At 72.2% G+C, this 21,252-nt stretch carries 24 protein-coding genes; 13 read left to right on the plus strand and 11 right to left on the minus strand.

Features of this window, described 5'->3' with window-relative positions:
* Nucleotides 1–51 precede the first annotated feature (51 nt).
* On the plus strand, nucleotides 52–915 hold the full coding sequence (locus AC1DQF_RS00925; protein ID WP_477523321.1) for an alpha/beta fold hydrolase: 864 nt from the start codon (nucleotides 52–54) through the stop codon (nucleotides 913–915).
* Nucleotides 916–969: 54 nt separating this feature from the next.
* On the opposite strand, the gene trxA is transcribed toward AC1DQF_RS00925, so the two are convergent.
* Nucleotides 970–1,635 (minus strand): thioredoxin, encoded by a 666-nt coding sequence (gene trxA / locus AC1DQF_RS00930; RefSeq protein ID WP_477523322.1) that lies wholly within the window; start codon nucleotides 1,633–1,635, stop codon nucleotides 970–972.
* A 105-nt stretch (nucleotides 1,636–1,740) separates the two neighbouring features.
* On the opposite strand from trxA, the gene AC1DQF_RS00935 reads away from it, so the two are divergent.
* Nucleotides 1,741–2,115 (plus strand): nuclear transport factor 2 family protein, encoded by a 375-nt coding sequence (locus AC1DQF_RS00935; RefSeq protein ID WP_477523323.1) that lies wholly within the window; start codon nucleotides 1,741–1,743, stop codon nucleotides 2,113–2,115.
* Between the two features lie 46 nt (nucleotides 2,116–2,161).
* Here the strand turns inward: AC1DQF_RS00935 and AC1DQF_RS00940 are convergent, their stop codons facing one another.
* Complete coding sequence (locus tag AC1DQF_RS00940; protein ID WP_477523324.1) at nucleotides 2,162–2,695, minus strand: GNAT family N-acetyltransferase; 534 nt, start codon at nucleotides 2,693–2,695, stop codon at nucleotides 2,162–2,164.
* 9 nt (nucleotides 2,696–2,704) lie between these two features.
* On the minus strand, nucleotides 2,705–3,553 hold the full coding sequence (locus AC1DQF_RS00945; protein WP_477523325.1) for a class I SAM-dependent methyltransferase: 849 nt from the start codon (nucleotides 3,551–3,553) through the stop codon (nucleotides 2,705–2,707).
* A gap of 94 nt (nucleotides 3,554–3,647) precedes the next feature.
* On the opposite strand from AC1DQF_RS00945, the gene AC1DQF_RS00950 reads away from it, so the two are divergent.
* Together AC1DQF_RS00950 and AC1DQF_RS00955 are read left to right on the plus strand one after the other, a co-directional pair.
* On the plus strand, nucleotides 3,648–5,123 hold the full coding sequence (locus AC1DQF_RS00950) for a CDP-alcohol phosphatidyltransferase family protein (RefSeq protein ID WP_477523326.1): 1,476 nt from the start codon (nucleotides 3,648–3,650) through the stop codon (nucleotides 5,121–5,123).
* 60 nt (nucleotides 5,124–5,183) lie between these two features.
* Nucleotides 5,184–5,543, plus strand: coding sequence for a hypothetical protein (locus tag AC1DQF_RS00955; protein WP_477523327.1), 360 nt, complete (start codon nucleotides 5,184–5,186; stop codon nucleotides 5,541–5,543).
* On the opposite strand, the gene AC1DQF_RS00960 is transcribed toward AC1DQF_RS00955, so the two are convergent.
* From AC1DQF_RS00960 to AC1DQF_RS00970, 3 genes are read right to left on the minus strand one after another with little or no spacing between them, the layout of a single operon-like run.
* Complete coding sequence (locus AC1DQF_RS00960; RefSeq protein WP_477523328.1) at nucleotides 5,532–6,242, minus strand: anti-sigma factor family protein; 711 nt, start codon at nucleotides 6,240–6,242, stop codon at nucleotides 5,532–5,534. The genes AC1DQF_RS00955 and AC1DQF_RS00960 overlap by 12 nt on opposite strands.
* Nucleotides 6,239–6,757, minus strand: coding sequence for a sigma-70 family RNA polymerase sigma factor (locus AC1DQF_RS00965; protein ID WP_477523329.1), 519 nt, complete (start codon nucleotides 6,755–6,757; stop codon nucleotides 6,239–6,241). The genes AC1DQF_RS00960 and AC1DQF_RS00965 overlap by 4 nt, the downstream gene beginning before the upstream one ends.
* 35 nt (nucleotides 6,758–6,792) lie before the next feature.
* Nucleotides 6,793–8,484 carry a sulfatase-like hydrolase/transferase gene (locus tag AC1DQF_RS00970; RefSeq protein WP_477523330.1) on the minus strand — a complete coding sequence of 564 codons (1,692 nt, stop codon included), beginning with the start codon at nucleotides 8,482–8,484 and terminating at the stop codon, nucleotides 6,793–6,795.
* Nucleotides 8,485–8,590: 106 nt separating this feature from the next.
* Between AC1DQF_RS00970 and AC1DQF_RS00975 the strand changes: the two genes are divergently transcribed.
* The 5 genes from AC1DQF_RS00975 to AC1DQF_RS00995 are packed head-to-tail and all read left to right on the plus strand — an operon-like array spanning nucleotide 8,591 to nucleotide 12,710.
* On the plus strand, nucleotides 8,591–9,589 hold the full coding sequence (locus AC1DQF_RS00975) for a zinc-dependent alcohol dehydrogenase (RefSeq protein ID WP_477523331.1): 999 nt from the start codon (nucleotides 8,591–8,593) through the stop codon (nucleotides 9,587–9,589).
* Nucleotides 9,577–9,972, plus strand: coding sequence for a 6-pyruvoyl trahydropterin synthase family protein (locus AC1DQF_RS00980; RefSeq protein WP_477523332.1), 396 nt, complete (start codon nucleotides 9,577–9,579; stop codon nucleotides 9,970–9,972). Before AC1DQF_RS00975 ends, AC1DQF_RS00980 begins: the two co-directional genes overlap by 13 nt.
* On the plus strand, nucleotides 9,969–11,030 hold the full coding sequence (locus AC1DQF_RS00985; protein ID WP_477523333.1) for a glycosyltransferase family 4 protein: 1,062 nt from the start codon (nucleotides 9,969–9,971) through the stop codon (nucleotides 11,028–11,030). Before AC1DQF_RS00980 ends, AC1DQF_RS00985 begins: the two co-directional genes overlap by 4 nt.
* A complete protein-coding gene (locus AC1DQF_RS00990) occupies nucleotides 11,027–12,016 on the plus strand; it encodes a lysylphosphatidylglycerol synthase transmembrane domain-containing protein (RefSeq protein ID WP_477523334.1) in 990 nt (329 codons plus the stop codon). The genes AC1DQF_RS00985 and AC1DQF_RS00990 overlap by 4 nt, the downstream gene beginning before the upstream one ends.
* The gene (locus AC1DQF_RS00995; protein ID WP_477523335.1) at nucleotides 12,009–12,710 is read left to right on the plus strand and encodes a RibD family protein; all 702 of its coding nucleotides are present in this window, start codon (nucleotides 12,009–12,011) and stop codon (nucleotides 12,708–12,710) included. The genes AC1DQF_RS00990 and AC1DQF_RS00995 overlap by 8 nt, the downstream gene beginning before the upstream one ends.
* Nucleotides 12,711–12,735: 25 nt before the next feature.
* On the opposite strand, the gene AC1DQF_RS01000 is transcribed toward AC1DQF_RS00995, so the two are convergent.
* Nucleotides 12,736–12,882, minus strand: coding sequence for a hypothetical protein (locus AC1DQF_RS01000; protein WP_477523336.1), 147 nt, complete (start codon nucleotides 12,880–12,882; stop codon nucleotides 12,736–12,738).
* A 202-nt stretch (nucleotides 12,883–13,084) separates the two neighbouring features.
* Between AC1DQF_RS01000 and AC1DQF_RS01005 the strand changes: the two genes are divergently transcribed.
* On the plus strand, nucleotides 13,085–13,528 hold the full coding sequence (locus AC1DQF_RS01005) for an ester cyclase (RefSeq protein ID WP_477523337.1): 444 nt from the start codon (nucleotides 13,085–13,087) through the stop codon (nucleotides 13,526–13,528).
* A 142-nt stretch (nucleotides 13,529–13,670) separates the two neighbouring features.
* Here AC1DQF_RS01005 and AC1DQF_RS01010 read toward each other — a convergent pair whose 3' ends face one another.
* Together AC1DQF_RS01010 and AC1DQF_RS01015 are read right to left on the minus strand one after the other, a co-directional pair.
* Entirely contained in the window at nucleotides 13,671–14,450 is a 780-nt protein-coding gene (locus AC1DQF_RS01010; protein ID WP_477523338.1) for an alpha/beta fold hydrolase, read from the minus strand.
* 145 nt (nucleotides 14,451–14,595) lie between these two features.
* The gene (locus tag AC1DQF_RS01015) at nucleotides 14,596–15,429 is read right to left on the minus strand and encodes an SCO6745 family protein (RefSeq protein ID WP_477523339.1); all 834 of its coding nucleotides are present in this window, start codon (nucleotides 15,427–15,429) and stop codon (nucleotides 14,596–14,598) included.
* Nucleotides 15,430–15,587: 158 nt separating this feature from the next.
* Here AC1DQF_RS01015 and AC1DQF_RS01020 point away from each other — a divergent pair, with 158 nt between their 5' ends.
* The 3 genes from AC1DQF_RS01020 (at nucleotide 15,588) to AC1DQF_RS01030 (ending at nucleotide 18,119) form a co-directional block, all read left to right on the plus strand.
* Nucleotides 15,588–15,992 carry a VOC family protein gene (locus AC1DQF_RS01020; protein WP_477523346.1) on the plus strand — a complete coding sequence of 135 codons (405 nt, stop codon included), beginning with the start codon at nucleotides 15,588–15,590 and terminating at the stop codon, nucleotides 15,990–15,992.
* 27 nt (nucleotides 15,993–16,019) lie between these two features.
* A complete protein-coding gene (locus tag AC1DQF_RS01025; RefSeq protein ID WP_477523340.1) occupies nucleotides 16,020–16,403 on the plus strand; it encodes a VOC family protein in 384 nt (127 codons plus the stop codon).
* Between the two features lie 159 nt (nucleotides 16,404–16,562).
* Nucleotides 16,563–18,119: an FAD-binding oxidoreductase gene (locus AC1DQF_RS01030; protein ID WP_477523347.1), complete on the plus strand. Its 1,557-nt coding sequence runs from the start codon at nucleotides 16,563–16,565 to the stop codon at nucleotides 18,117–18,119.
* Here AC1DQF_RS01030 and AC1DQF_RS01035 read toward each other — a convergent pair.
* Entirely contained in the window at nucleotides 18,103–19,182 is a 1,080-nt protein-coding gene (locus AC1DQF_RS01035; RefSeq protein WP_477523341.1) for a TIGR03032 family protein, read from the minus strand. The genes AC1DQF_RS01030 and AC1DQF_RS01035 overlap by 17 nt on opposite strands.
* Nucleotides 19,183–19,237: 55 nt before the next feature.
* Nucleotides 19,238–20,632 carry an ELWxxDGT repeat protein gene (locus tag AC1DQF_RS01040; protein WP_477523342.1) on the minus strand — a complete coding sequence of 465 codons (1,395 nt, stop codon included), beginning with the start codon at nucleotides 20,630–20,632 and terminating at the stop codon, nucleotides 19,238–19,240.
* Nucleotides 20,633–21,252 lie beyond the last annotated feature (620 nt).

Genomic DNA, 21,252 nt, shown 5'->3' on the forward strand with positions numbered 1-21,252 from the left:
GGCGGCACCACAGGGGTCGCGCAGCCCCCACGACGGCCCTAGCGTGGCCGCATGACTGCCACCGTCTCGACCTTCACCTCCCCGTCCGACGCCACCGCCCTGACGACCTACACCTGGGACGACGTGACCGACCCGGTCGGTGCGGTGCAGGTCGCCCACGGCCTCGCCGAGCACGGGGCGCGCTACGAGCGCCTGGCCCGCGCCCTCAACGCCGCCGGGTTCGTCGTGCACGCCACCGACCACCGCGGTCACGGCGCATCGATCACCGGGACGCCGGGCGACTTCGGGGCCGCCGGCTTCGACGGGCTGATCGACGACGTCGCCGTGTACGGCGCCTCGCTGCGGCAGTCGTCCGGTGACGTGCCGCTCTTCCTCGTCGCCCACTCGATGGGCTCCTTCGCCGCGCAGTCGGTGCTGCTCGACCACTCCGACCTCTACGACGGCGTGGTGCTCTCCGGGTCGACCGCCCTCGACCTGATGGCCGCAGCGCTCGCGCAGGCGGAGGGTCCTGTGGGGCTCGAGGCCTTCAACGCCAGCTTCGAGCCGCGCACCGGCTACGAGTGGCTCTCCCGCGACGAGGCCGAGGTCGACGCCTACGTCGCGGACCCGCTGTGCGGCTTCGACCTGCCCGACGAGACGGTGCCGGCGCTGTTCGGCGCCGCCGCGACGCTGGCCGACCCGGCGGCGCTGGCCCGCATCCGCAGCGACCTCCCGCTCCTGGTCGTGTCCGGCGGCGCGGACCCGCTGGCCGGCGGGGGAGACCTCGTCCGGGTGCTCGCGCAGCGCTACCGCGACGCGGGGGTCGCCGACGTGACGGTGCACGTCTACGACGACGCGCGCCACGAGGTCTTCAACGAGACCAACCGGGACGAGATCACCCGCGACGTCATCGCCTGGCTCGACGCCCACCGGTGACGCCCAGGTGACGCGCGCACGGGGCGACCCCGGCCACGCGCCTCCGCCGTCGTGTCAGCGGTCCAGCGGCCAGCCGCGCTGCGCCCAGCCCGCGGTGCCGTCGGACACGTTGACCGCGTCGACGCCGTTGGACCGGAGGTAGTCGGTGATCGCGCGACTGCGGCCACCGCTCTGGCAGATCACGTGGACGCGACGGTCGGTCGGGATCTCGGCCAGCCGCTGCGGGACGTCGTTCATGGCGATGTGCACGGCGCCGGGCACGTGGCCACCGGCGTACTCCTCGGACTCGCGGACGTCGAGCACGTAGCCGCCGCCGGCGTGCTGGGCGGCGAACGTGTCGAGGTCCAGCTCCTCGGGGTGAGCCTCGGCCTCCGCGATCTGGGCGCGGATGGCGTCCATGTCGAGCTCGCGGGCCTGCTCGATGACGCCCTCGAGCGCCTGCGGCGGCAGGGCGCCGGCCTGGTTGAAGAGCAGGATCCCGTCACGGAAGAGCATCAGGGTCGGGATCGAGGAGATGCCGGCCTGGCCGGCCAGCTGCTGCTCGGCCTCGGTGTCGACCTTGGCGAAGACGATGTCCGGGTGCTTCTCCGACGCGGTCTCGAAGATCGGGCCGAACTGCTTGCACGGCCCGCACCACTCGGCCCAGAAGTCGATGAGGACGATGCCCCCACCCACCACGGTCTCCTCGAAGGTGTCAGCGGTCAGCTCACGGGTACTCATGCGGACCAGCCTAGGAGGTGGGTCCGCACGCGCTATGGACCCACCTCCCACCCGGACGTAGCGTCCGAAGGTGAGGCCCACGGGGGCCGGGAAGCAGGAATGCTCATGTCAGGACAGGAGAACATCGAGAAGACCAAGAAGGCCTACGCGGCCTTCAGCGCGTCGGACATCGACGGCGCGAGCGCGGAGCTCGACGACCAGGTCGAGTGGATCGTCTCGGGCAACAGCGCGCTGTCCGGCACCTACCGCGGCAGGGACGAGGTGATCGGCTTCTGGATGAGGCTGGCCGAGAAGGGGTTCGCCACGCGTCCGCAGTACTTCCTCGGCGACGAGGAGCGCGTCGTGGTGCTGACCAACGTGACCGTCGGTGGCGAGACCGCCGACCAGGCCGACGTGGTGACCTTCCGCGACGGGAAGGTCGTGAAGTTCCAGTCCGCCGGTGACACGGCGATGCAGGAACGCGTCTGGGGCACCAAGTAGGAGCGGACCCACCGCACGGCTGGCTCCCGAGGTCCTCCGTCGGGGGTCAGTCCCGCGGTGGCCGCGGGTCGGACGGCAGCAGGCTCCACAGCTGCGTGTCGGCCCGGACGCCCGGCTTCCACCACTCCGACCTGATCACGCCCTCCAGGTGGTAGCCGCACCGCTCGGCGACCCCCTGGGACGCGGGGTTGGCCACGGCGATGTGCAGGACGATGCGCTCCGCACCCAGCTCCAGGGCCCGGTCGGTGAGCAGCGACAACGCCTGCGTCGCCACGCCGCGACGGCGCGCTCCGGGGGACACGATGTAGCCGATCTCCACCGTCGCCGACTGCCGCTCGATGACCGGCAGCATGCCGACACCGAGGAACGTGCCGGCCTCGTCCACGAGGGCGTATGCCTCGCGCTCCCCGGTCTCGCGCCCCTCGACGTACCGCTGGACCGCCGTGGCCGCGAAGTCCTCGGGCGGTGGCTCGGGGATGCGCGTGAAGCGCAGCGAGTCGGGGTCCCGGGTGAGCTCGGCCAGGTCGGGCACGTGCTCGTGCACGAGGGGGACGAGGCGGACGCCGACCGGCTCGGGCATGTCGCGACCCTAGCGAGGCAGGGCCAGCAGGTCGAGGTGGTGCACGGTCACGGCGAGGGACCCCGACGCGAGCTGCGCCCGACGGCGCCGGGTGTACGCCGCCGCGTCCTCGCCCAGACCGGGATCCTGCTCGACGGCCGCCCCGACCCACCCGGTCAGCCACTCGGTCGCCAGCGCAGCGCTCGCCGGACCGAGGCGCCACGGACTGGGGCGCACGGCCACCTCGCGTCCCGCCCGACGGAAGGCATCGACCGCCCGGGACGCGGCGGCGGGCCCGAGCAGGCGCCCGCCCGCCGTGCCCCGCTGCTGGTGGGCGTTGAAGGCCGCCACGACGCGCGGGTCCAGGGGATCGTCCGGGGCCAACTCGACGTCGCCCACCACGCTCAGCGTGACGAGGACCGGGCACCCCGGTCCGAGGCAGCCGGCGACGAACCGGGCCAGCTCGACCTCGGTGAACATGTCGAGCAGCGCAGAGGCGGTGACCAGCGACGCGTCGGCCAGGTCCCCGGGGGCCAGGCGCGTGATGTCCCCGAGGCGGGTCTCGACCGTGACGACCTCGCCGTCCGACGACCGGGGTCGGGCCATCCCCTCGGAGAGCGCGAGCAGGTCGGGATCGCGGTCGTGCAGCACCCACCGCTGGCCCCCGGCCAGCCGAGGGGCCAGCCACCTCGCCGTGGAGCCGGTGCCACCCCCGAGGTCGTGGACCACCAGGCCCTCGGGGGCCGGGCCACTGTGGGGCGGGCCGGGGGTCAGCCGGGCACGCAGGGCCTCGACGAGCTCGCCGGACCGCGCCTCGGCGTCCGCCGGCTCCCGCAGTGCCAGCCAGGCCGACCCGGCCCGGACGGGTTCGGTCCCCATCGCACCTCCCCGCACGCCCGTGCACACCGGGCCGGTGAACCGGACGCCGGCAGCGTGCGTCCACCACGGTAGACGCCGACGCGGGAGGACCACGGTGATCGCTGTTCGCAACGCTCTGCCGGCCGGTGTCACGGCACTGGTCGTCCAGCTCCTCCTGCTCGTCGGCGCTGGCGGGGTCGGCCCCGGGGGTGCGTTGGTCGGTCTCGCCTGCGGGCTCGTGCTGGCCGTCGCGACCGCGCGGGCCGCCACCCGCGACCACGTCGAGTCGCTGGGGCCCGCCGACCTGGTCACGGTCGCCCGGGCGGCCCTCGCCTGCTGCGTGGCCGCGATGGTGGCGGACACGTGGAACGGCCGGTCGCCCGTGGGCCTCCTCGTCGGCCTCGCCACGGTCGCCCTGGCGCTGGACGCCGTGGACGGTCGGGTGGCGAGGTGGACGGGCACCGTCTCCCGGTTCGGGGGTCGTCTCGACGGCGAGGCCGACGCGTTCCTGATGCTCGTGCTGAGCGTGTACGTCGCCCGGTCGGCGGGCGCGTGGGTGCTCGCGATGGGAGCCGCCCGCTACCTGTTCGCGGTGGCGGGGTGGTGGCTGCCCTGGATGCGGGCACCGCTGCCCGCGCGCTACTGGCGCAAGGTGGTGACGGCGACCGCGGGGATCGCCCTCACGTTCGCCGCCTCGGACGTGGGACCGGCCGCGGCGACGTACGCCGGTCTCGTCCTCGGCCTCCTCCTGCTGGCCGAGTCCTTCGGCCGGGACGTCTGGTGGCTGTGGCGCCGTCGCCGCTCCACGTCGCCGGAGCCGGGGCGCCGGGCGTACGACGACGCCCTGCGTCGGGCCCGCACAGCGGCCTACGCGCCGGGCGACTTCGTCGGGCAGGAGAGCTTCATGTCGGGCCGCGAGATCCTCTCGGTGGCCCGGACCGCCGGGGTGCGGCCGGGCGTCACCGTGCTCGACCTCTGCTGCGGGGTGGCGGGCCCCGGCCGGCTCATCACCGCCGAGCTGGGCTGCGTCTACCTGGGCGTCGACCGGCAGGCCGACGCCATCGAGCTGGCGCGCGCCCGGACCACCGACCCGGACTGCCGCTTCGAGGTGGGCGAGGTGCCGCCCGTGCGCGTCGGAGCCTTCGACGTGGTGCTCCTGCTGGAGACGGTCCTCGCCTTCCCCGACAAGCAGGCCCTGCTCCGGGAGGTCTCCTCGGCCCTGGTCCCCGGCGGACGCCTCGTGCTCACGGTGGAGGAGGGGCGGCCCCTGACCGCCCGGGAGCGACGGGCCATGCCCGGCGGCGACACCGTGTGGCCGATCCCGCTGGCCGAGCTGGTGTCGGTGCTGACGGCCGTCGGGCTGCAGGTGCGCTGGATGCGCGAGTGCACCCGCTCCCACCGGCTGGTCGCCGACGCACTGGCCGACGCCTTCGAGGCCGACCGGTCGGCGATCTCGGCCGAGGTCGGCGAGGACGTCGTCGACCGGCTGCTGGCCTCGCACCGCCTCTGGAGCGCCTGGATGGCCGCTGGGCGGGTGCGCAAGTTCGCGGTGGTCGCCCAACGCATCGACAGCACCGGCGCCGCGTGCTGAACCGGACGCGCGGGCCCTCCGTTCTCCCGACAGGACCTCTTCGAACGGATCGGTGATCGTATGCGTCGTCTGGCAGCAGCAGCAGTGCTCGTGTCGGCCGCCGTCCACCTCTACCTGTGGTCGGACGGCATGCGGGACGCCCACGTCGTGGGACCCGCCTTCCTCCTCAACGCCGTCGGTGGTGCCGCCATCGCGGTGCTGCTGGTGGCGTGGCGGCACTGGGTCCCGCCGTTCCTGGCGGTCGGCTTCGGCCTGTCGACGCTCACGGCCTTCGTGCTCGCGGCCACGGTCGGGCTGTTCGGGGTCCAGGAGGTCTGGACCGGGTGGACGGTCTGGACGGCGGCGGTCGCCGAGGTGGTCGCCGTGGTGGCGGGCTCCCGGCTCCTGCTGGCCGACAACCCGCTGCGCTCACGCACGTAGCCGCAGCACCACGAGGCCGGTGGTCGTGCGCACCTCCACGGACCGGATGTCCGCCCGGCCGACCGAGGTGGCGGCCGGGACCTGCATGGTCGTGCCGCCGACCGAGCGCCAGCTGCCCACCTGCTCGGTGCGGCCCTCGCGGGTGCGGACGAACAGGAGGTAGTCGACCTCGTCGGGGAGGTGGTACTCGACCGACGTCGGCTCGTAGGTGCACGTGAGCAGCAGCCGGGTGCCCCACGCGACCTGCTCCAGGCCCAGGGTCGCCTCGATGGGCACGTCCCCCTGCGGCACCATCGCGCGGGTCTCGACAGCGCCCGGCGAGGCGCTGGCCCCCGCACTCGGTGTGGTCGGGGAAGCGCTCCCGTCGGTCAGGTTCGCCACCACCGGGACGCTGAGGGCCGCCACCGCCGCGGCGGCCGCGGCCAGCCCGGCCATCGTGTACGCCCGCCGCCGCCGACCCCGGCCCACCTCACGCGTGAGGGCCGGCAGCAACGTGGCCGGCAGCGGGGGATCGGCCGTGGGGTGCTCCAGCACGCTGGCGTCGACGCGGTCCAGGAGCCCGGGCAGTCCGGCGAGGGCCCGGACCGAGCGGCCGCAGTCCTCGCAGGTCGGCAGGTGCCTCTCGAACTCGAGTCGCTCGCCGGGGCTCAGCGCCCCGAGCACGTAGGCGCCGTCGTCGTGGGCGAACAAGCAGCTCATGCGCTCACCCCCATCTCCTCGAGAGCGAGCCGCAGCGCGCGGAGCGCGTAGTGGGTGCGGGACTTGACCGTGCCCTCGGGGATCCCGAGGCGCCGCGCGACCTCGGCGACCGGACGGCCTCCGTAGTAGCACTCGAGCAGCACCCGGCGGTGGTCCTCCGAGAGATGGGTCAGCGCCTCGGCCACGACCCACGAGAGGAGGAGTTGGTCACTCGCGTCGTCCTCCTCCGAGCGCCGTTGCTCGGGGACCTCCGCGACCGGGGTCTCGGGGTGCGAGCGGCGGCTGCGCCAGTCGTCGATGACGATGTTGCGGGCGACGGTGAACAGCCACGAGCGGACGGCGGCCGGGGGGCTCTCGAGCACCGAGGGGTGCCGCCACGCACGCAGCAGCGTCTCCTGCGCCACGTCCTCGGCGTGCGGCCGGTCGTTGCCCACCAGGCTCAGGCAGAAGCGCCAGAGCACGTCGGCGTGCTCGTCGTGCAGCTGCTGCATCAGCGCGACCTCGTTCTTGGACACCTCACCCTCCTTCCGGAGAGGACGCACGAGGTGCGTCACCGGTTCAACGCCGCTCCCGTGGTCCCGGACCCAGTGTGGCCGCCGGGACCGTACGCCGCGAGGAACCGGTCGCGGAAGGCGTCCATCCGCCACACGGGCGCATCGGGGGCGGGGCGCAGCCCGTCGTCCCAGCCCCACCCGGAGATCCGGTCGGTGACCGCGGGATCGCCGGCGATCACCGACACGGGGACGTCGTGGCCCGGGTCCTCACCGGACACGATGGTCGCCGGCTGGTGGTCGCCGAGCATGACCACGACGAGGTCGCGATCGCCGTACGAGGTGAGGAACGAGACGACCGACTCGAGGGAGTACTCGATCGAGTGCCCGTACGCCGCCCGGACCCGCGTCGGGGACGGCCAGATGTCGGTCTCCGAGTCCAGGGTCTCCGGCATCCCGTCGTACGCCGACCCGTCGCCCACCGCGTGCTGCGGCAGCATCCGCGGCGTGCGCGACCACGGGGCATGGCTGGACAGGAGGTCGATCTCCGCCATCACCGGGGCGCGGTCGCGCGGTGCCAGCTCGAGGCGGTGGAAGGCGTCGAGGGTGTACTGGTCGGGCATCGTCGGGTAGCCGAACCGGGGTCCCCGGTAGCCCACGTCGCGGGAGTCGTAGACGTGGTCGAAGCCGTAGAACGAGCCCTGGGGCCAGTCGCGGTTGTTGGCCGGGACGTCCGCGACCGTGCGCCACCCGGCCCTCTCGAAGAGGCTGGTCAGGGTCAGCCGGGAGCTGGTGACCAGGTGGTCGTAGCGCTGCTGGCTGTCGACCCACAGGCCCGACTGCAGCGTCGAGTGCGCCAGCCAGCTGAGCGCGCCGAACGTGGGCGAGGTGAGGAAGGCGCTGCGCGCGGTGAAGCCCTGGCGCCGCAGCCGTCGGGTCCCGGAGTCCAGGACCGCGTCGACACCCGGGGAGACGCTGGACCCCTCGACCGCGACGCGGCCGTAGCTCTCGACGAAGACGACCAGCACGTCCTTGCCGCGCAACGCCGTCAGCAGGTCGTGGGCCGGGACGTCGCGCATCGGGTCCGTGGCCGCGGCCCGGGCGAACTCACGCTGGTCGCGGAGCTGCGACGGGACCCGGGCGACCTGGGCGGCCACGTAGCCGGCCGTCGCCCCGGACGCCACCGGGCCCGCCCCGGCGCGGACGTCGAGCAGGCTGAGCGCGAGCCAGAGGCCGGTCAGGGCGCCCACGAGCCGACCCGTGCCGGCCCGGTGCCGTACCGCGACGCGCGTCATCCGCAGGACCGACAACGGCACCAGCACGAGCACCGCGACGACGACGCTCCCGGCCAGGACCAGCAGCCCGTCGCCCAGGGCGCCCTGGGCGGAGCCGCGGACCGTCTCCACCAGCGAGCCCGCATAGCGCCAGTCGATGAGCGGGTCGAAGGGCCGGTTCAGGGCCTGCAGGAACCCGACGTCCAGGAGCTTGGAGACGGTGACCGCCGCCAGCAGGACGCCGGCCGCGACGGCGACGGTCCGGCGTACCCGGACGAAGCGCGTCGGTAGGACCAGCACGACCGCGAGGTAGGCCAGCAGCTCGACGGGCAGCCGCACGAAGGCGGCCGGGGCCATCGCCTCGAGCCGGTTCGGCACCGCGAGCGCGAGCAGCACGAGGACGGTCGCGAGGGTGGTGAGGAGGACCGGCAGGACCGCCGTCCGGCGCGTCGCGGCAGGGCGTTGAACCTCGGGCACGGTCCCTCCGTTCACCTGGTCAGGAAGCTGGGGGAGACGGGAAGCCTCACGAGTGGGAACGTGGGCGAGAGCCCACCGGTTCACGCCGGGGGTCGAGGTGGGTGACATGCAGCGAGAGGCACGGGCGTTCTGGCTCCGCGAGCCGGGTACCGGCGAGATCCGGCGCGCGCCGCTGGCGGAACCACGACCGCAGGACGTGGTCGTGCGGACCCTGCGGAGCGCGGTGAGCCGGGGGACCGAGACGCTCGTCTTCGGCGGGCACGTGCCGCCGAGCCAGTACGCCGCGATGCGGGCGCCCTTCCAGGACGGGGACTTCCCGGGACCGGTCAAGTACGGCTACCTCAGCGTGGGGCTGGTCGAGGGGGGACCGGCCCGGCTCCGCGGCCGCACGGTCTTCTGCCTGCACCCGCACCAGACGGCCTACGTGGTCCCGGCGTCGGCGGTCACCGTCGTGCCCGACGAGGTGCCCGTCGCCCGCGCGGTGCTGGCCGGCATGGTGGAGACCGCGGTCAACGCCCTGTGGGACGCCCCGCCCCTTGTCGGGGACCGGGTGGCCGTCGTGGGCGCGGGCCTGCTCGGCTGCTGCGTGGCCCGGCTGGTCGCCCGGGTCCCCGGCACCTCGGTGACGCTCGTCGACGTCGACCCGGGGCGCGCCGCGGTGGCGGCGGCGTGGGGGGTGGGCTTCGCGGCGCCCGATGAGGCGGAGGGCGGCTGCGACCTGGTCCTCCACACCAGCGCCACCTCCGCGGGACTGCAGCGCTCGCTCGAGCTGCTGGCGCCGGAGGGCACCGTCCTGGAGCTCAGCTGGTACGGCGACGCGACCACCACGCTCTCGCTCGGCGGCAGCTTCCACTCCGGCCGGTTGAGCCTGCGGGCCAGCCAGGTGGGCCGGGTGGCACCGGCCCGTCGCGATCGGCGTACGACGGCACAACGCCTGGCGCTGGCCCTCGACCTGCTCCGGGACGACGGGTTCGACGAGCTGCTCACGGGCGAGTCGCCGTTCCGGACGCTGCCGGCCGTGATGCCGAGGCTCGTCTCGCGCGAGCTGCCCGCCCTGTGCCACGCGGTGACGTACGACGACGAGGACGCGTCGTGTTCGGCGTGACGGTCCGCGACCACCTGATGGTGGCGCACAGCCTCCGTGGGGAGGTCTTCGGACCGGCCCAGCGGCTGCACGGGGCGACCTTCGTGGTGGACGCGACGTTCCGCGGTGAGGCGCTCGACGACGACGGGGTCCTCGTCGACATCGGCCGAGCGACTGCGGTGCTGCGCGCGGTCGTGGCCGGGCTGACCTACCGCAACCTCGACGACGAGCCGCTGTTCGAGGGGACCAACACCACCACCGAGGTGCTGGCCCGCCACGTGGCCGACCGCCTGGCCGAGGCCGTCCTGGCCGGCGACCTCGGAGGCGGTCCCCGGGTCGGAGCGATCGTCGTGACGCTGCACGAGTCCCACGTCGCGTGGGCCAGCTTCGAGCGGGCACTGTGAACGGGCGGGTCGACCTGCTGGTGCCGCAGGGGATCCACGACCCGCAGCGGCCGAGCGGGGGCAACACCTACGACCGTCGGCTGGCCGACGGCCTGCACCGCGCGGGGTGGACTGTCCGCACGGTCGAGGTGGACGGCGGCTGGCCCTGGTCGAGCGCCACCGGGCGCGCCGCGGTGGAGGCCGCCCTGGCCGCCGTGCCCGACGGCTCGCTCGTCCTGCTCGACGGTCTGCTCGCCTCGGGACTGCCTGAGCTGGTCGTGCCGGCGTCGCACCGGCTGGTCATCGTGCTCGTGGTGCACCTCCCGGTGGGCGTCGACGACCCCTCCGAGGCCGCCCGCCGGGCCGAGGGCGCGGTCGTGCGGTCCGCGGCGGCGGTCGTCGTCCCGAGCAGGTGGTGCCGGGACTGGCTGCTCGCGGCGTACGACCTCGACCCTGCGCTCGTGCACGTGGCGCACCCGGGGGTCGACGAGGCGGCCCCGGCGTCCGGGACGTCGGAGGGCACGTCCCTCCTGTCCGTCGGCACCGTGGTCCCCGGCAAGGGGCAGGACGTGCTGCTGGCCGCCCTGGCGGACGTCGCCGACCTCGCGTGGCGGTGCGTGTGCGTGGGCCCGGACTCGGTGGCCCCGGACTTCGTGGCCCGGCTGCGGGGGAGCGCGGGTGCCCTCGGGCTCGCCGACCGGTTCCGGCTGGCCGGTCCGCTCCGGGGGGCCGGGCTCGACGCGGCGTACGACGGGGCGGACCTGCTCGTCCTGCCCAGCCGGACGGAGACCTACGGGATGGTCGTCACGGAGGCCCTGGCCCGGGGCGTTCCCGTCGTGGCCACCGCCGTCGGTGGTGTCCCCGAGGCGCTCGGTGCGGTGACCGGCGGCCTGCCTGCGGGCGTCCTCGTCCCGCCCGGTGACCCCGTCGCGCTCGCCGGTGCGCTCCGACGCTGGCTCGCCGACGCCGCCCTGCGCCGGTCCCTGCAGGCCGCCGCCCGACGTCGGCGAGCGGACCTGGGGACCTGGACGACCACCACCGACGAGGTCGCCCGCGTGCTCCGACAGGTGGCCGCATGACAGCGCCGTCGTGGTCCCGTACGCCGTGGCGCTGGCTGGTCGGGTCGGCGATCCTCGCGCTCGTGGTCGGGCGCACCGGCGGCGGCCCCGTCGTCGCCGGGGTCCGTGCCCTCGACGTCGAGGTCCTGGCACTGGGGGCCGGCCTCGCCGTCCTCACCACCGTCGCGTGCGCATGGCGGTGGCACCTGGTCGCGCGGGAGCTGGGCGTGGCGATCCGCCTTCCCGCGGCCGTCGTCGCCTGCTACCGGGCGCAGTTCCTCAACACCGTCCTGCCGGGCGGCGTGCTCGGCGACGTCCACCGGGGAGTCGTGCACGGCCGCTCCGCGGGCGCGACCGGTCTCGCCCTGCGCGCCGTCGCCTGGGAGCGGTTCGCCGGCCAGGCGGTGCAGGCGGTCGTGGCCACTGCGGTGCTGCTGGCCCTGCCGTCCCCCGTCGGGCCGGTGCTGCCGTGGGTGGTGGGGGTGCTGGCCGCGGTCACGGCCGTGGTCGCCCGGGTGGCGTGGCGGGGGCCGGCCGCCGGCGCGGAGTGGTGGCGGAGGTTGCTCCGGGCCGTGCACGAGGACGTGCGGCTCGGCCTGCTCGTACGCCGCTCGTGGCCCGGTGTGGTGGTCGCCTCCGTGCTGGCGATGGCCGGGCACGTCGCGACGTACCTGCTCGTCGCACGTGCGGTCGGCGTGACGGCCCCCCTCTCGACCCTGCTGCCGCTCGCCGTGCTCGTCCTCGTCGCGGCGGGCCTGCCACTCAACCTCGCCGGCTGGGGCCCCCGCGAGGGCATGGCCGCCTGGGTGTTCGCCGCCGCCGGGCTCGGGAGCGGCACGGGCCTGGCCGCCGCCGTGGCGTACGGCGCCGTCGTGCTGGTCGCGAACCTGCCGGGGGCGGTCGCGCTGCTCCTCGGGTCGGACCGGCGCACCGTGGCGCGGGTGGCGGAGAGCCCGCCCCGCACGTCCGCGGCGGGGCTGGTCGTGGGAGGGAGGGTCGATGCCTGAGCGCCCGTACACGATCCTCAGCTGCAGCATCTCGCTCGACGGCTACCTCGGCGGAGCGACCGAGGAGCGGCTGGTGCTGTCGAACGACGCCGACCTCGAGCGCGTGGACGAGGTCCGGGCCGCGTGCGACGCGATCCTGGTCGGAGCCGGCACCGTTCGGTCCGACAACCCGAGGCTGCTGGTGCGCAGCCAGCACCTGCGCCGGCTGCGTCGTGACCGGGGAATGGCCGAGTCGCCCACCAAGGTCACCGTCACCGAGCACGCCCGTCTCGACGCGGGAAGCAACTTCTTCGTGGCCGGGGACGGCGAGAAGATCGTCTACTGCGCGAGCCGCGCGGTGCCGGTGGCTCGCAGCCGGCTCTCGGCGGTGGCCACGGTCGTCGACGGGGGCCGGCGGGTCGAGGTCGGTCGGCTGACCGAGGACCTCTACGACCGCGGCGTCCGGCGGCTCATGGTCGAGGGCGGGGGCACGGTCCACACCCAGTTCCTGACCGGCGGCCCCGCCGACGAGCTGCACCTGGTGGTGGCGCCGTTCTTCGTGGGCACCTCGCAGGCCCGCCGGTTCGTCGGGGACGGCGTGTTCCCGTGGCATCCCGGTCACCGGGCGCGCCTGGCCGAGACCCGCCAGATCGGCGACGTGGTGCTCCTGCGCTACGCCCTGTCCGACCGTTTCGACGTCGGTGCGTGTGGATGAGGGCCGTGGCGGACCGCATCGGCTGTCAGGCCCCGCCGCGGACCTGTCGGGCAGCGAGCCAGCACTCGAAGCGCCCGGAGGCGGTCGCCAGGTAGCGGCGTACCCCCGTCTCGAGCTGTGCGACATCGCCGCGCAACCGGAACATCTGGTAGTCCGCCAAGCGCTCGGGCAAGCACTCACGGTGCGGGAGGCCGGTCCTGTCCACGGACGCGCCGCACTCGTCACAAGGCATGTACCGGGACCTGAAGACCATGTGGTTCACCTCCACCGGACGGTTCTCGTCTCCCATGACTGAGTCGTCCCATCTCGTTGCTCCCGACCGGGCGCGGCACTAGCGTGGACCATGGCGGGCTGGCGCCAGAGCGGAGGCTCAAATGGCAGACAACGCAGCACTCGCGCGCAGGTTGCACGAGGCGTGGAACGAGCGAAGCTTCGACGAGATGGCCGAAGCGACCGCCCCCGACGCGACCATCACCATCGTCGGCTCGGGCGACACCTTCGAGGGCATCGAAGGCTCACGTGCGTACAACACGATGTGGGCGGACGGGTTCCCGGACGGCACGGTGACGGTCGATCGGGTGATCGCATCGGGCGATTACGTGGTGGTCGAGTTCACGGGCCGAGGCACCCACACGGGGACCTTGGTGACGAGCATGGGTGAGATCCCGGCGACCGGACGGTCGATGACCCTGCAGCTCTGTGACGTCATGGAGTTCGAGGATGGGAAGGTCCGAAGTCAGACGACGTACTTCGACACAGGATCCATGATGGCTCAGCTCGGCCTCGGGGCCGAGCAGACGGCATCCCAGCACCAGTAGAGACCAGCAGCACAACCGGCGTCGGCTCACCGTCGGAGGGGCCGCGTCCACTCACGTGGGACGCGGCCTCGACCTACCCGGGACGCAGGAAGTGCAGTGTCTCGTCCCGTCGGCGACGTGGCTCCCGCCTGAGGCCGTCGCGTCAGGTTGCGTGGGCCAGCGCGTCCGCGATGGCGGCGGCCGTCTGCCGCGGCGCCTCGTCCGGGAGGAGGAACACGGCGCCCGGGATGGTCACCAGGGTGACGTGGGGAGCCGCTCGGAGCGTGGCGCGCTCGGCGTCGGTGAGCCCACCGTCGCCCTTTTCGGCGTGGACCACCCACGCGGGCTCGCCGGAGGTCGCGAGCTCGGCGGCGAAGTCCCGGTCCGCGGCGATGTAGTCGAGGTACTCGCCGCACACCCGCACCGCATCGCGCGCCCTGTTCTGCTTGAGGTCCTCGATCAGCTCCATCTTGTGCGCATGAGGTGCCTTGGTGGTCCTGGCCATCAGGGGCAGGAGCCGAAGCAGGGCGGCCATCGGCCAGCTCCCGACCTTCTGCGACGTCCGCACGGCGGCGCGGAAGAACCGCGCCTCGTCCTCCGTGGTCAGGCTGATCCCCAGGAGCACCACCGGGCCACGGAAGTGCCCTGACAGCACCATGTCCAGGGCCACGGTCGCACCGTGGGAGAAGCCCGCGACCACGTCGCACTCGTACTCCTCGGCCAGCTCGCCCGCCCTCCGGGCCATGGCGGGGACGGACCCCTCGGTCACGGGGGCGCCGGCCATGCCCGGCAGCGTGGTGGCCACGAGGCGGACACCGACCAGTGCGGGTTCCGCCATCACGAGGTCGAACGACCGCGCCGCGTTGGCTCCGCCGGGCAGCAGCAGGACCGATCGATCCGCCTCCCGCGGCCCCACGACCAACCGCTCCCACGCCTGTCTCATGACAGCCTCCGAACCACCGGTCACGCTCCTGGATCCACGGTATGACTCGGTGATTCGCCTGGGGAAGGCCAAAGCCGGACGACGTTGAGAAGCAACGAGGACCGGTCGAGGTCCCGATGGCCGGGCCGGGCTCCGCACGGGCGACCTATCGTGACCCCGCGGCCTGAAGCGTTCGGCAGATGGGCTCGAGGGAAGCGATCAGGTCGTCCAGCTCGGGCGGCTCCAGACCGTCGTACGGCGCCTCCGCGAGGGTGTCGGTCAGGTCCTCGATCCGAGCCTTGGTCGCCTGGCCGACCTCGGTGAGGTGACCCGAGACATCGACGAGGCCGCGGTCCCGCAAGCCGTTCATGACGGCAGCCAGCGTGGACTGGGGGAGGTGATGGATCCGGCCGAATGACTCGGCCGGGTAGATCCCCATCGCGAGGGCGTGGAGCACGTGGGACTCGGTGCCGGCGATCCGCTCCGACACCAGGGCCGCGACGTGGCCGTCTCCGCGGTGCTCGCGAAGCATGTTCGCCGCGTGCCAGAGGCGGGCCACGGGTTCTTCGGGCATCGGCAGCGCACGGAGGCCGGCGTACATGATCCGTCCCTCGGTGGGCGCGAAGGTCGATGCCTTGGCGAGGAGCTCGGCGGCGCGCTCGAGCTCCGGCGTGCCGATGAGGTCACCCACGATCCGGCGCAACGCCGCCCCGCAACCCTGCTCCCGCGCGGCGTGAGCCGCCTCCGGCGTGGTCGTGTCCCAGACCTTGGGAATGTGTCGAGCCACCTCGCCGTCGGCGAAGCTGTAGAAGGCCGCGTGGACCACTTCGGCCGGCACCCGTCCGAGCGGTGCGGAGCGTCCCGCGAAGTATCCGTCCCAGTAGGTGCGGAGGCCGAGCGCCGCCATCGACTCGTGGGGCTCGCGGGCGAAGAAGTTCACCAGCGCGATCGGCTCGATGAGGTCGAAGAGCTGGCGGGCAACCGGATCCGGGTGCGACATCGGTGTCATCTCCTAGGGCAGAGGCGCCGCCACGTGAGCGACCTCTCCAGTGCTACGGACAAGACGACCGTGATGCGACAACGTCGTACGACAGCACGGTAGTCAGAGCCATCGCCGGACCCGGTCCGAGTGGGCCCACCTAGGATCGGGACGTGATCATGGGCAGCCACGTCATCGTCTCCAGCACCGATGCCGAAGCGGATCGCGCCTTCTTCGCCGACGTGCTCGGACACCCGAATGTCGACGCCGGAGGCGGCTGGCTCATCTTCAGGCTGCCGCCCGCGGAGCTGGCCGTGCACCCGTCCGAGGGCTCGACCGGGCACGAGCTCTACTTCATGTGCGACGACCTGGAAACCACGATGGCGGAGCTGCAGGCGAAGGGCGTCGAGTTCACCCAGGACGTCTCCGAGGAGCGTTGGGGACGGCTGACCCGCTTCCGGTTGCCCGGCGGTGGGGAGGTCGGGATCTACGAGCCACGTCACCCGTTGGCCATCGCCTCTGAAGGGGATCGGCAGGCATGGTCGGCCCATTGTGACCATGGTGCTTCCGGTGGAGCCGACTAGAATTCCATGCGACCGGAGGAGTGCCCGATGAGCATCGAGCTGAACCACACCATCGTGCTCGTGAAGGATCGGTGGGCTGCCTCGCGCGAGGTCGGCCAGGTCCTCGGCCTGCCGGAGGCGACGGCGTACGGACCGTTCGCCGAGCTGAGGATGGACAACGCGGCGAGCCTCGACTTCATGGACAGCGATGACGAGATCCACGGTCAGCACTACGCGTTCCTCGTGGGGGAGGAGGAGTTCGACCTCGTCCTGGGTCGCTTGCGAGACGACGGACGCACGTGGTGGGCCGACCCGTTCAAGCGTCGAGCGCACGCGATCAACCACGAGGACGGTGGACGCGGCCTCTACTGGGAGGGGCCCGACGGGCACTGGCTGGAGATCCTCACCCGCCCGTACGGCAGCGGCGCGTAGGTGACCCACCTCCGCGGGCTGCTGTTGCCCCTGCCCCTGCGATCAGGGCACTAGTCAGTTCACGCCGTTGACGGCTGCCCCAGCCATTCCTAACGTGGAGTGGACTCTGATGGGTGGTGGGTGGCAACGCCCAGCGCCGGTGAGGAGGCGGTGGTGTCCATGCATCACACGCCGGGACAGAAGCGATCGTGGGAGCAGCACGAGCTGACCCGCCGGTCGCTGCTGGTGGCGGGGACAGGCCTGGTCGGAGCCGTCGCCATCAACCGCGTGGCAGACCTGGCTCCGCCGGCCGCGAACGCTGCGGCACGCGGGGCCCCCACCACCGCCGACTTCCAGAACCTCGATGCCTCCCTCTCCGGATCGGTGCTGCTGCCGAGCGCGGCCGGCTACTTCAGCGCCCTGCAGCTGTTCGATCCGATCTACGACGGGCTGCGGCCGCTCGCCGTCGTCCAACCGGCGAACGCGGCCGATGTCGCGACCACGGCGAAGTTCGCCGCCGCTTTCACGACCCCGTTCGCGCCGCGATCGGGCGGCCATTCCTACGTCGGCGCGTCCGGTGGTGACCAGGGAATCCAGCTCGACCTCCGGCGACTCGGCTCGATCACCTACAACACCAGCAGCCGCACCGTCGTCGTCGGCGCCGGCGCCGGTCTGTACGCCGTCCACGCCGCCCTGGAGCCGTACGCCCGGACGGTGCCCACCGGGACCTGCGCCACGGTGGCGGTCTCCGGCCTGACCCTCGGGGGCGGCATCGGCTTCGAGCACCGCAAGTTCGGACTCACCTGCGACTCGCTCCGGGCAGTCAGGGTCGTCCTCGCGAACGGCACCACGGTCCGCGCCAGCGCCACGCAGAACCCTGACCTGTTCTGGGCCTGCCGTGGCGGCGGTGGGGGGAACTTCGGCGTCGTGACCGAGTACACGTTCGCCACCAGTCCCGCGATGACGGTGGGCTACGCGACGGTGCGCTGGGCCGACGCGGACATGGAACGCGTCATCGCCGGCTGGCAGCAGCGGATCGCCGCGGCACCGTGGACGAGCTTTCCGGTGCTGCACCTGGTCACGGGCTCGGGACAGGTGGCACCGAGGATCGTCGTGTATGCGCTCGGTACGTCGGCGACGGCCGAGGTCGACGCGCTCGTGGCGGCGGTCGGTCGCGCGCCGACGTCGCGTACGACCACGCAGTACACCCACCTCCAGGCCCTGCAACAGGTTGCCGGTTGCACGGGGTACACCGACAGCCAGTGCCAGCTGGAGCCCACCGGCCGGCTCACGCGCAAGGTGTACCTCTCCGGGAGCGACGTCCTCGGGCGCGCACTGACGGGCGCCGAGATCTCCGCGATCTCGGGCTACCTCCGGGCCCGGGCAAGGACGAACTCGACCACGGAGCTGTTGTGGGAGCCGTTCGGTGGCTCCTTGGCCAGCAAGGCCGTCGCGGACACCGCATTTCCCTGGCGCACCGCGCTCGGCTCGGTGCAGTGGAAGGTCGACTTCACGGCCCCGCCGACCGCGTCGGTGAAGGCATCGACGTACAGCTGGATCTCGGCAGGGCACGCGCAGTTCGGGTCCGCCTCGGTCGGCGCCTACATCAACTACCTGGAGCCGTCGCGGCCGATCTCGGCCTACTACTCCTCCAACTACGACCGGCTTCGCCAGCTGCGCACCACGTACGACCCGAACGGTCTGTTCCGAGGGGCGTACGTCATCCCGGCCGGGTAGGCATCGCGTCGGATTGGCCGGGAAGCAACCAGACCTCCTCCCCATCGGGCGAGCCAGCCAGCGCGGGGCAACGTGTTCCGGGACTGATCTGCACGTCGAAGATCTCTTCCACTCCCGTGACGAACTGCAGGGTGGCGATGGTGTTGCCGGTGTTGATGTCGATGATGCCGACACCGCACTTGAGCTGGTCGTGGAAGGCAGCGATGGGGGTCTCGTCGAAGACCGCGGTGTCACGGATCCGTGAGAGGCCGACGAAGGCGAGACCGCCATGCAGGGCCAGGCCACGGGCGTATCCCGGCACGGCCGCGATGGCTACACGGTGTCCTTGATCGGGGTCGACGCGCTCGAGTCGGCCAAGGCCTGAGTTGAGCACGAACAGCTCCTCGTCGTGCCAGCGCGGCGAGTGAGGCATGGCAAGACCCGTGGTGACCACCTCACCCGAGGCCACGTCGAGTACGGAGCCGCCTTCCTTGGCGTTGCGCCACCCCCCAGGTTCGTCGGAGAGTGCCATGACGGTGACGAAGGCCGGAGCTCCGTCGCGCATCGCCAACCCGTTGAGGTGGCAGCGGTCCTGCGCGGCCAGCCGGGTGACGAAACGTGGTCGCCAAAGCGGCACGAAGTTGTAGCGCGGGTCCAGCCCGGCCAGGCAGGAGAACAGCGTGTTGACGATCCACAGGTCCGGTTCTCCTGAGTCAGTGGTTCCCCACGCGACCTCGTGGCACTGGATCTCGCCGGTGGCGGTCGAGGATCGCGGAAGCCAGCACTTGTCGTACCGTCCCGCGGGCGCTATCGCTGGGGCGAGCTCGGAGTGGTCGGGCAACGACCAGATCTGGCCCTTCGACGCGACCACGATCCGGTCGGGTCCCACGGCGACACCCATGGCGCGATCGAACGCGCGGAAGGAGAGGGACAGGTCTTCGCCTGCCACACCGACGGCGACGAGCTGTCCCGCCTGATAGGTCGAGATCAGCAGTGAGCACCCGATCTCGGCGAGAACCGTCGGGAACAGTGCGCTGTGGTGGAACCGGACCTCAGTGGCCCCCGACGTTTCCGACCGGCTCATGGCTCACGCCGTGGCGCGTACCGGGGGCTCCGCGAGTTGCCCTCAACACCTGGGGTCAACGCGGACCCGACCCAGTGTCCGCGTCCCGTCCGCGCTCCCGAGAAGGGGCGGTCCGGCGCGGGTCCGCACCCGCGTCGTGCCGGCCCCCGGTCTTGTCGTCCGCGCACGCTGCCGGGCGCCTGTTGATGTCTTTTACGAGCACGGTTCCGGCCCTGGTGCCGTCCGACTTCCACAGCTCGGAGCCACGGGTGCCGTCGGTGGCGGAGAAGTACAGGCCTGTCCCTACACCCGCCAACGCAGAGGGATTGCCGCTGCCGTCACCTGGTCGAATGTTCTTGACCAGCCTGGTGCCGGCCGGTGTGCCGCTTGACGTCCACAGCTCTCGGCCGCGGCGTCCGTCGTCGGCGCTGAAGAACAGTTGTCCTCCGACGCCGGTCAGGGACGATGGCGAGCTGTGGGAGTAGCCGTAGTCGTCGTTCGCATTGATGTCCTTGATCATGATGGTCCCCGCCTGAGTGCCGTCCGAACTCCACAGCTCGTCGCCGTGGACACCGTCGTTGGTCGCGAAGAACACCGCCCCGTCGACGTCGGTGAGGTCACGCGGATAGGCGTATTCGGCGAAGTCCCTCACCAGCACGGTTCCCGCCTCCGTGCCATCCGACGTCCACAGGCCAGCCGCCCCCGTGTCGTGTTCGACGGTGTAGAACAACATCCCGTCTGATTCGGTCAAGTTCCGCGGGACAGAGACGTAGTAGTAGTCCTCCGGCAGATCTTTGACGAGAACCGTGCCGGTCTCTGTTCCGTCGGTCTTCCAGAGCTCCTCTCCGATGGGGGCCTGGCCGGCGCTGAAAAACAGCGTGGACCCCACGGTCGTCAGTTCCTGGGAGTAGCTCTGGACGGCGCCCGGATTGATGTCCTTGACCATGAGGGTGCCTGCTTCGGTGCCGTCCGACTTCCACAGCTCCGTTCCATGGATCCCGTCGTCGCCGGTGAAGAACAATCGTCCAGCGAAGTCCGTCATGGGAGGCGGGGGATTGTAGGTGTCGCCGGTAGGGATCTGGATGTCCTTGACTAGGACCGTGCCAGAGAGGGTGCCGTCCGTCTTCCACAGCGCCCCGGCGCGGATGCCGTCGTCGGCGGTGAAGAACAGAGTGTTGCCCACGGCGGTCAACAGGGACGGTGCGCTGCCCTGACCCTGCGGCCGGATGTCCTTCACCAGCACCGTGCCCTTCCGGGTTCCGTCGGTCTTCCACAGCTCCCGCCCGTGGAGACCGTCGTCCACCGTGAAGAACAGCAGGCTGTCCAGACGGGTCAGTTCTTCGGGGCCAGCGTCGGCGTTCTCGCCCTTGAACGACTTGACCAAGGACGTCCCCCGCTCGGTGCCATCCGATGTCCACAGTCCGCGACCGTGGACGCCGTCATCGGCGGTGAAGAGCGACGTGCCACCCATGTCGACGATCTGAGTGGGCAGACTGGACGCTGTGCATCGTCCTGGGGACAGGTTGGCTCCCGCGGCGGCTGCTTCGACCGTTTCAGCCAACTCTCCGGGATCTGCGACAGCTACGGACGCTCCGGCGCTGGCAAGGGTGACAGCAGCGGTCGCGGCGCAGGCGGCTCGTCGGCCTCGAGCACCGCGGGCACGACGACGCAACACCTTGGCCCAAGCCACCCCAGCTCGGGCGGCCTTCGCCGTCCTGCGGCGGTGGCGACCGCTCATCGCAGCCTCCTCGATGGACTGTCTAGAAGCGTGGCACCAGACTCGACCGCCGGGCAATCCTGCAACTGGGTGAACTCCTCCGCGGACCCGGTTCGCCCTTGGACCACGACTGCGGGCACTGGCCGATGTTCGCTAGGCAGCGCGTAGCGCTAGAGCACCCCGCGAGGGACCCACTGCCGTTCGAACCGGAGCAGTGGGGCCGTTGTGAGGCCCCGGACCCGGTCACGGTCAACGAGTGGGCCGCACCTGGGTAGAGGTGATGCGGGTGATCCTTGACCCGGAACGCGTGCAGTGGAACCTCATGCCCTGCTCGACGCCGGAACCGTTCTCGGCGGTCAGGACGATGGCGTCAG

This window comes from Nocardioides sp. P4_G4 (genome assembly GCF_056401085.1).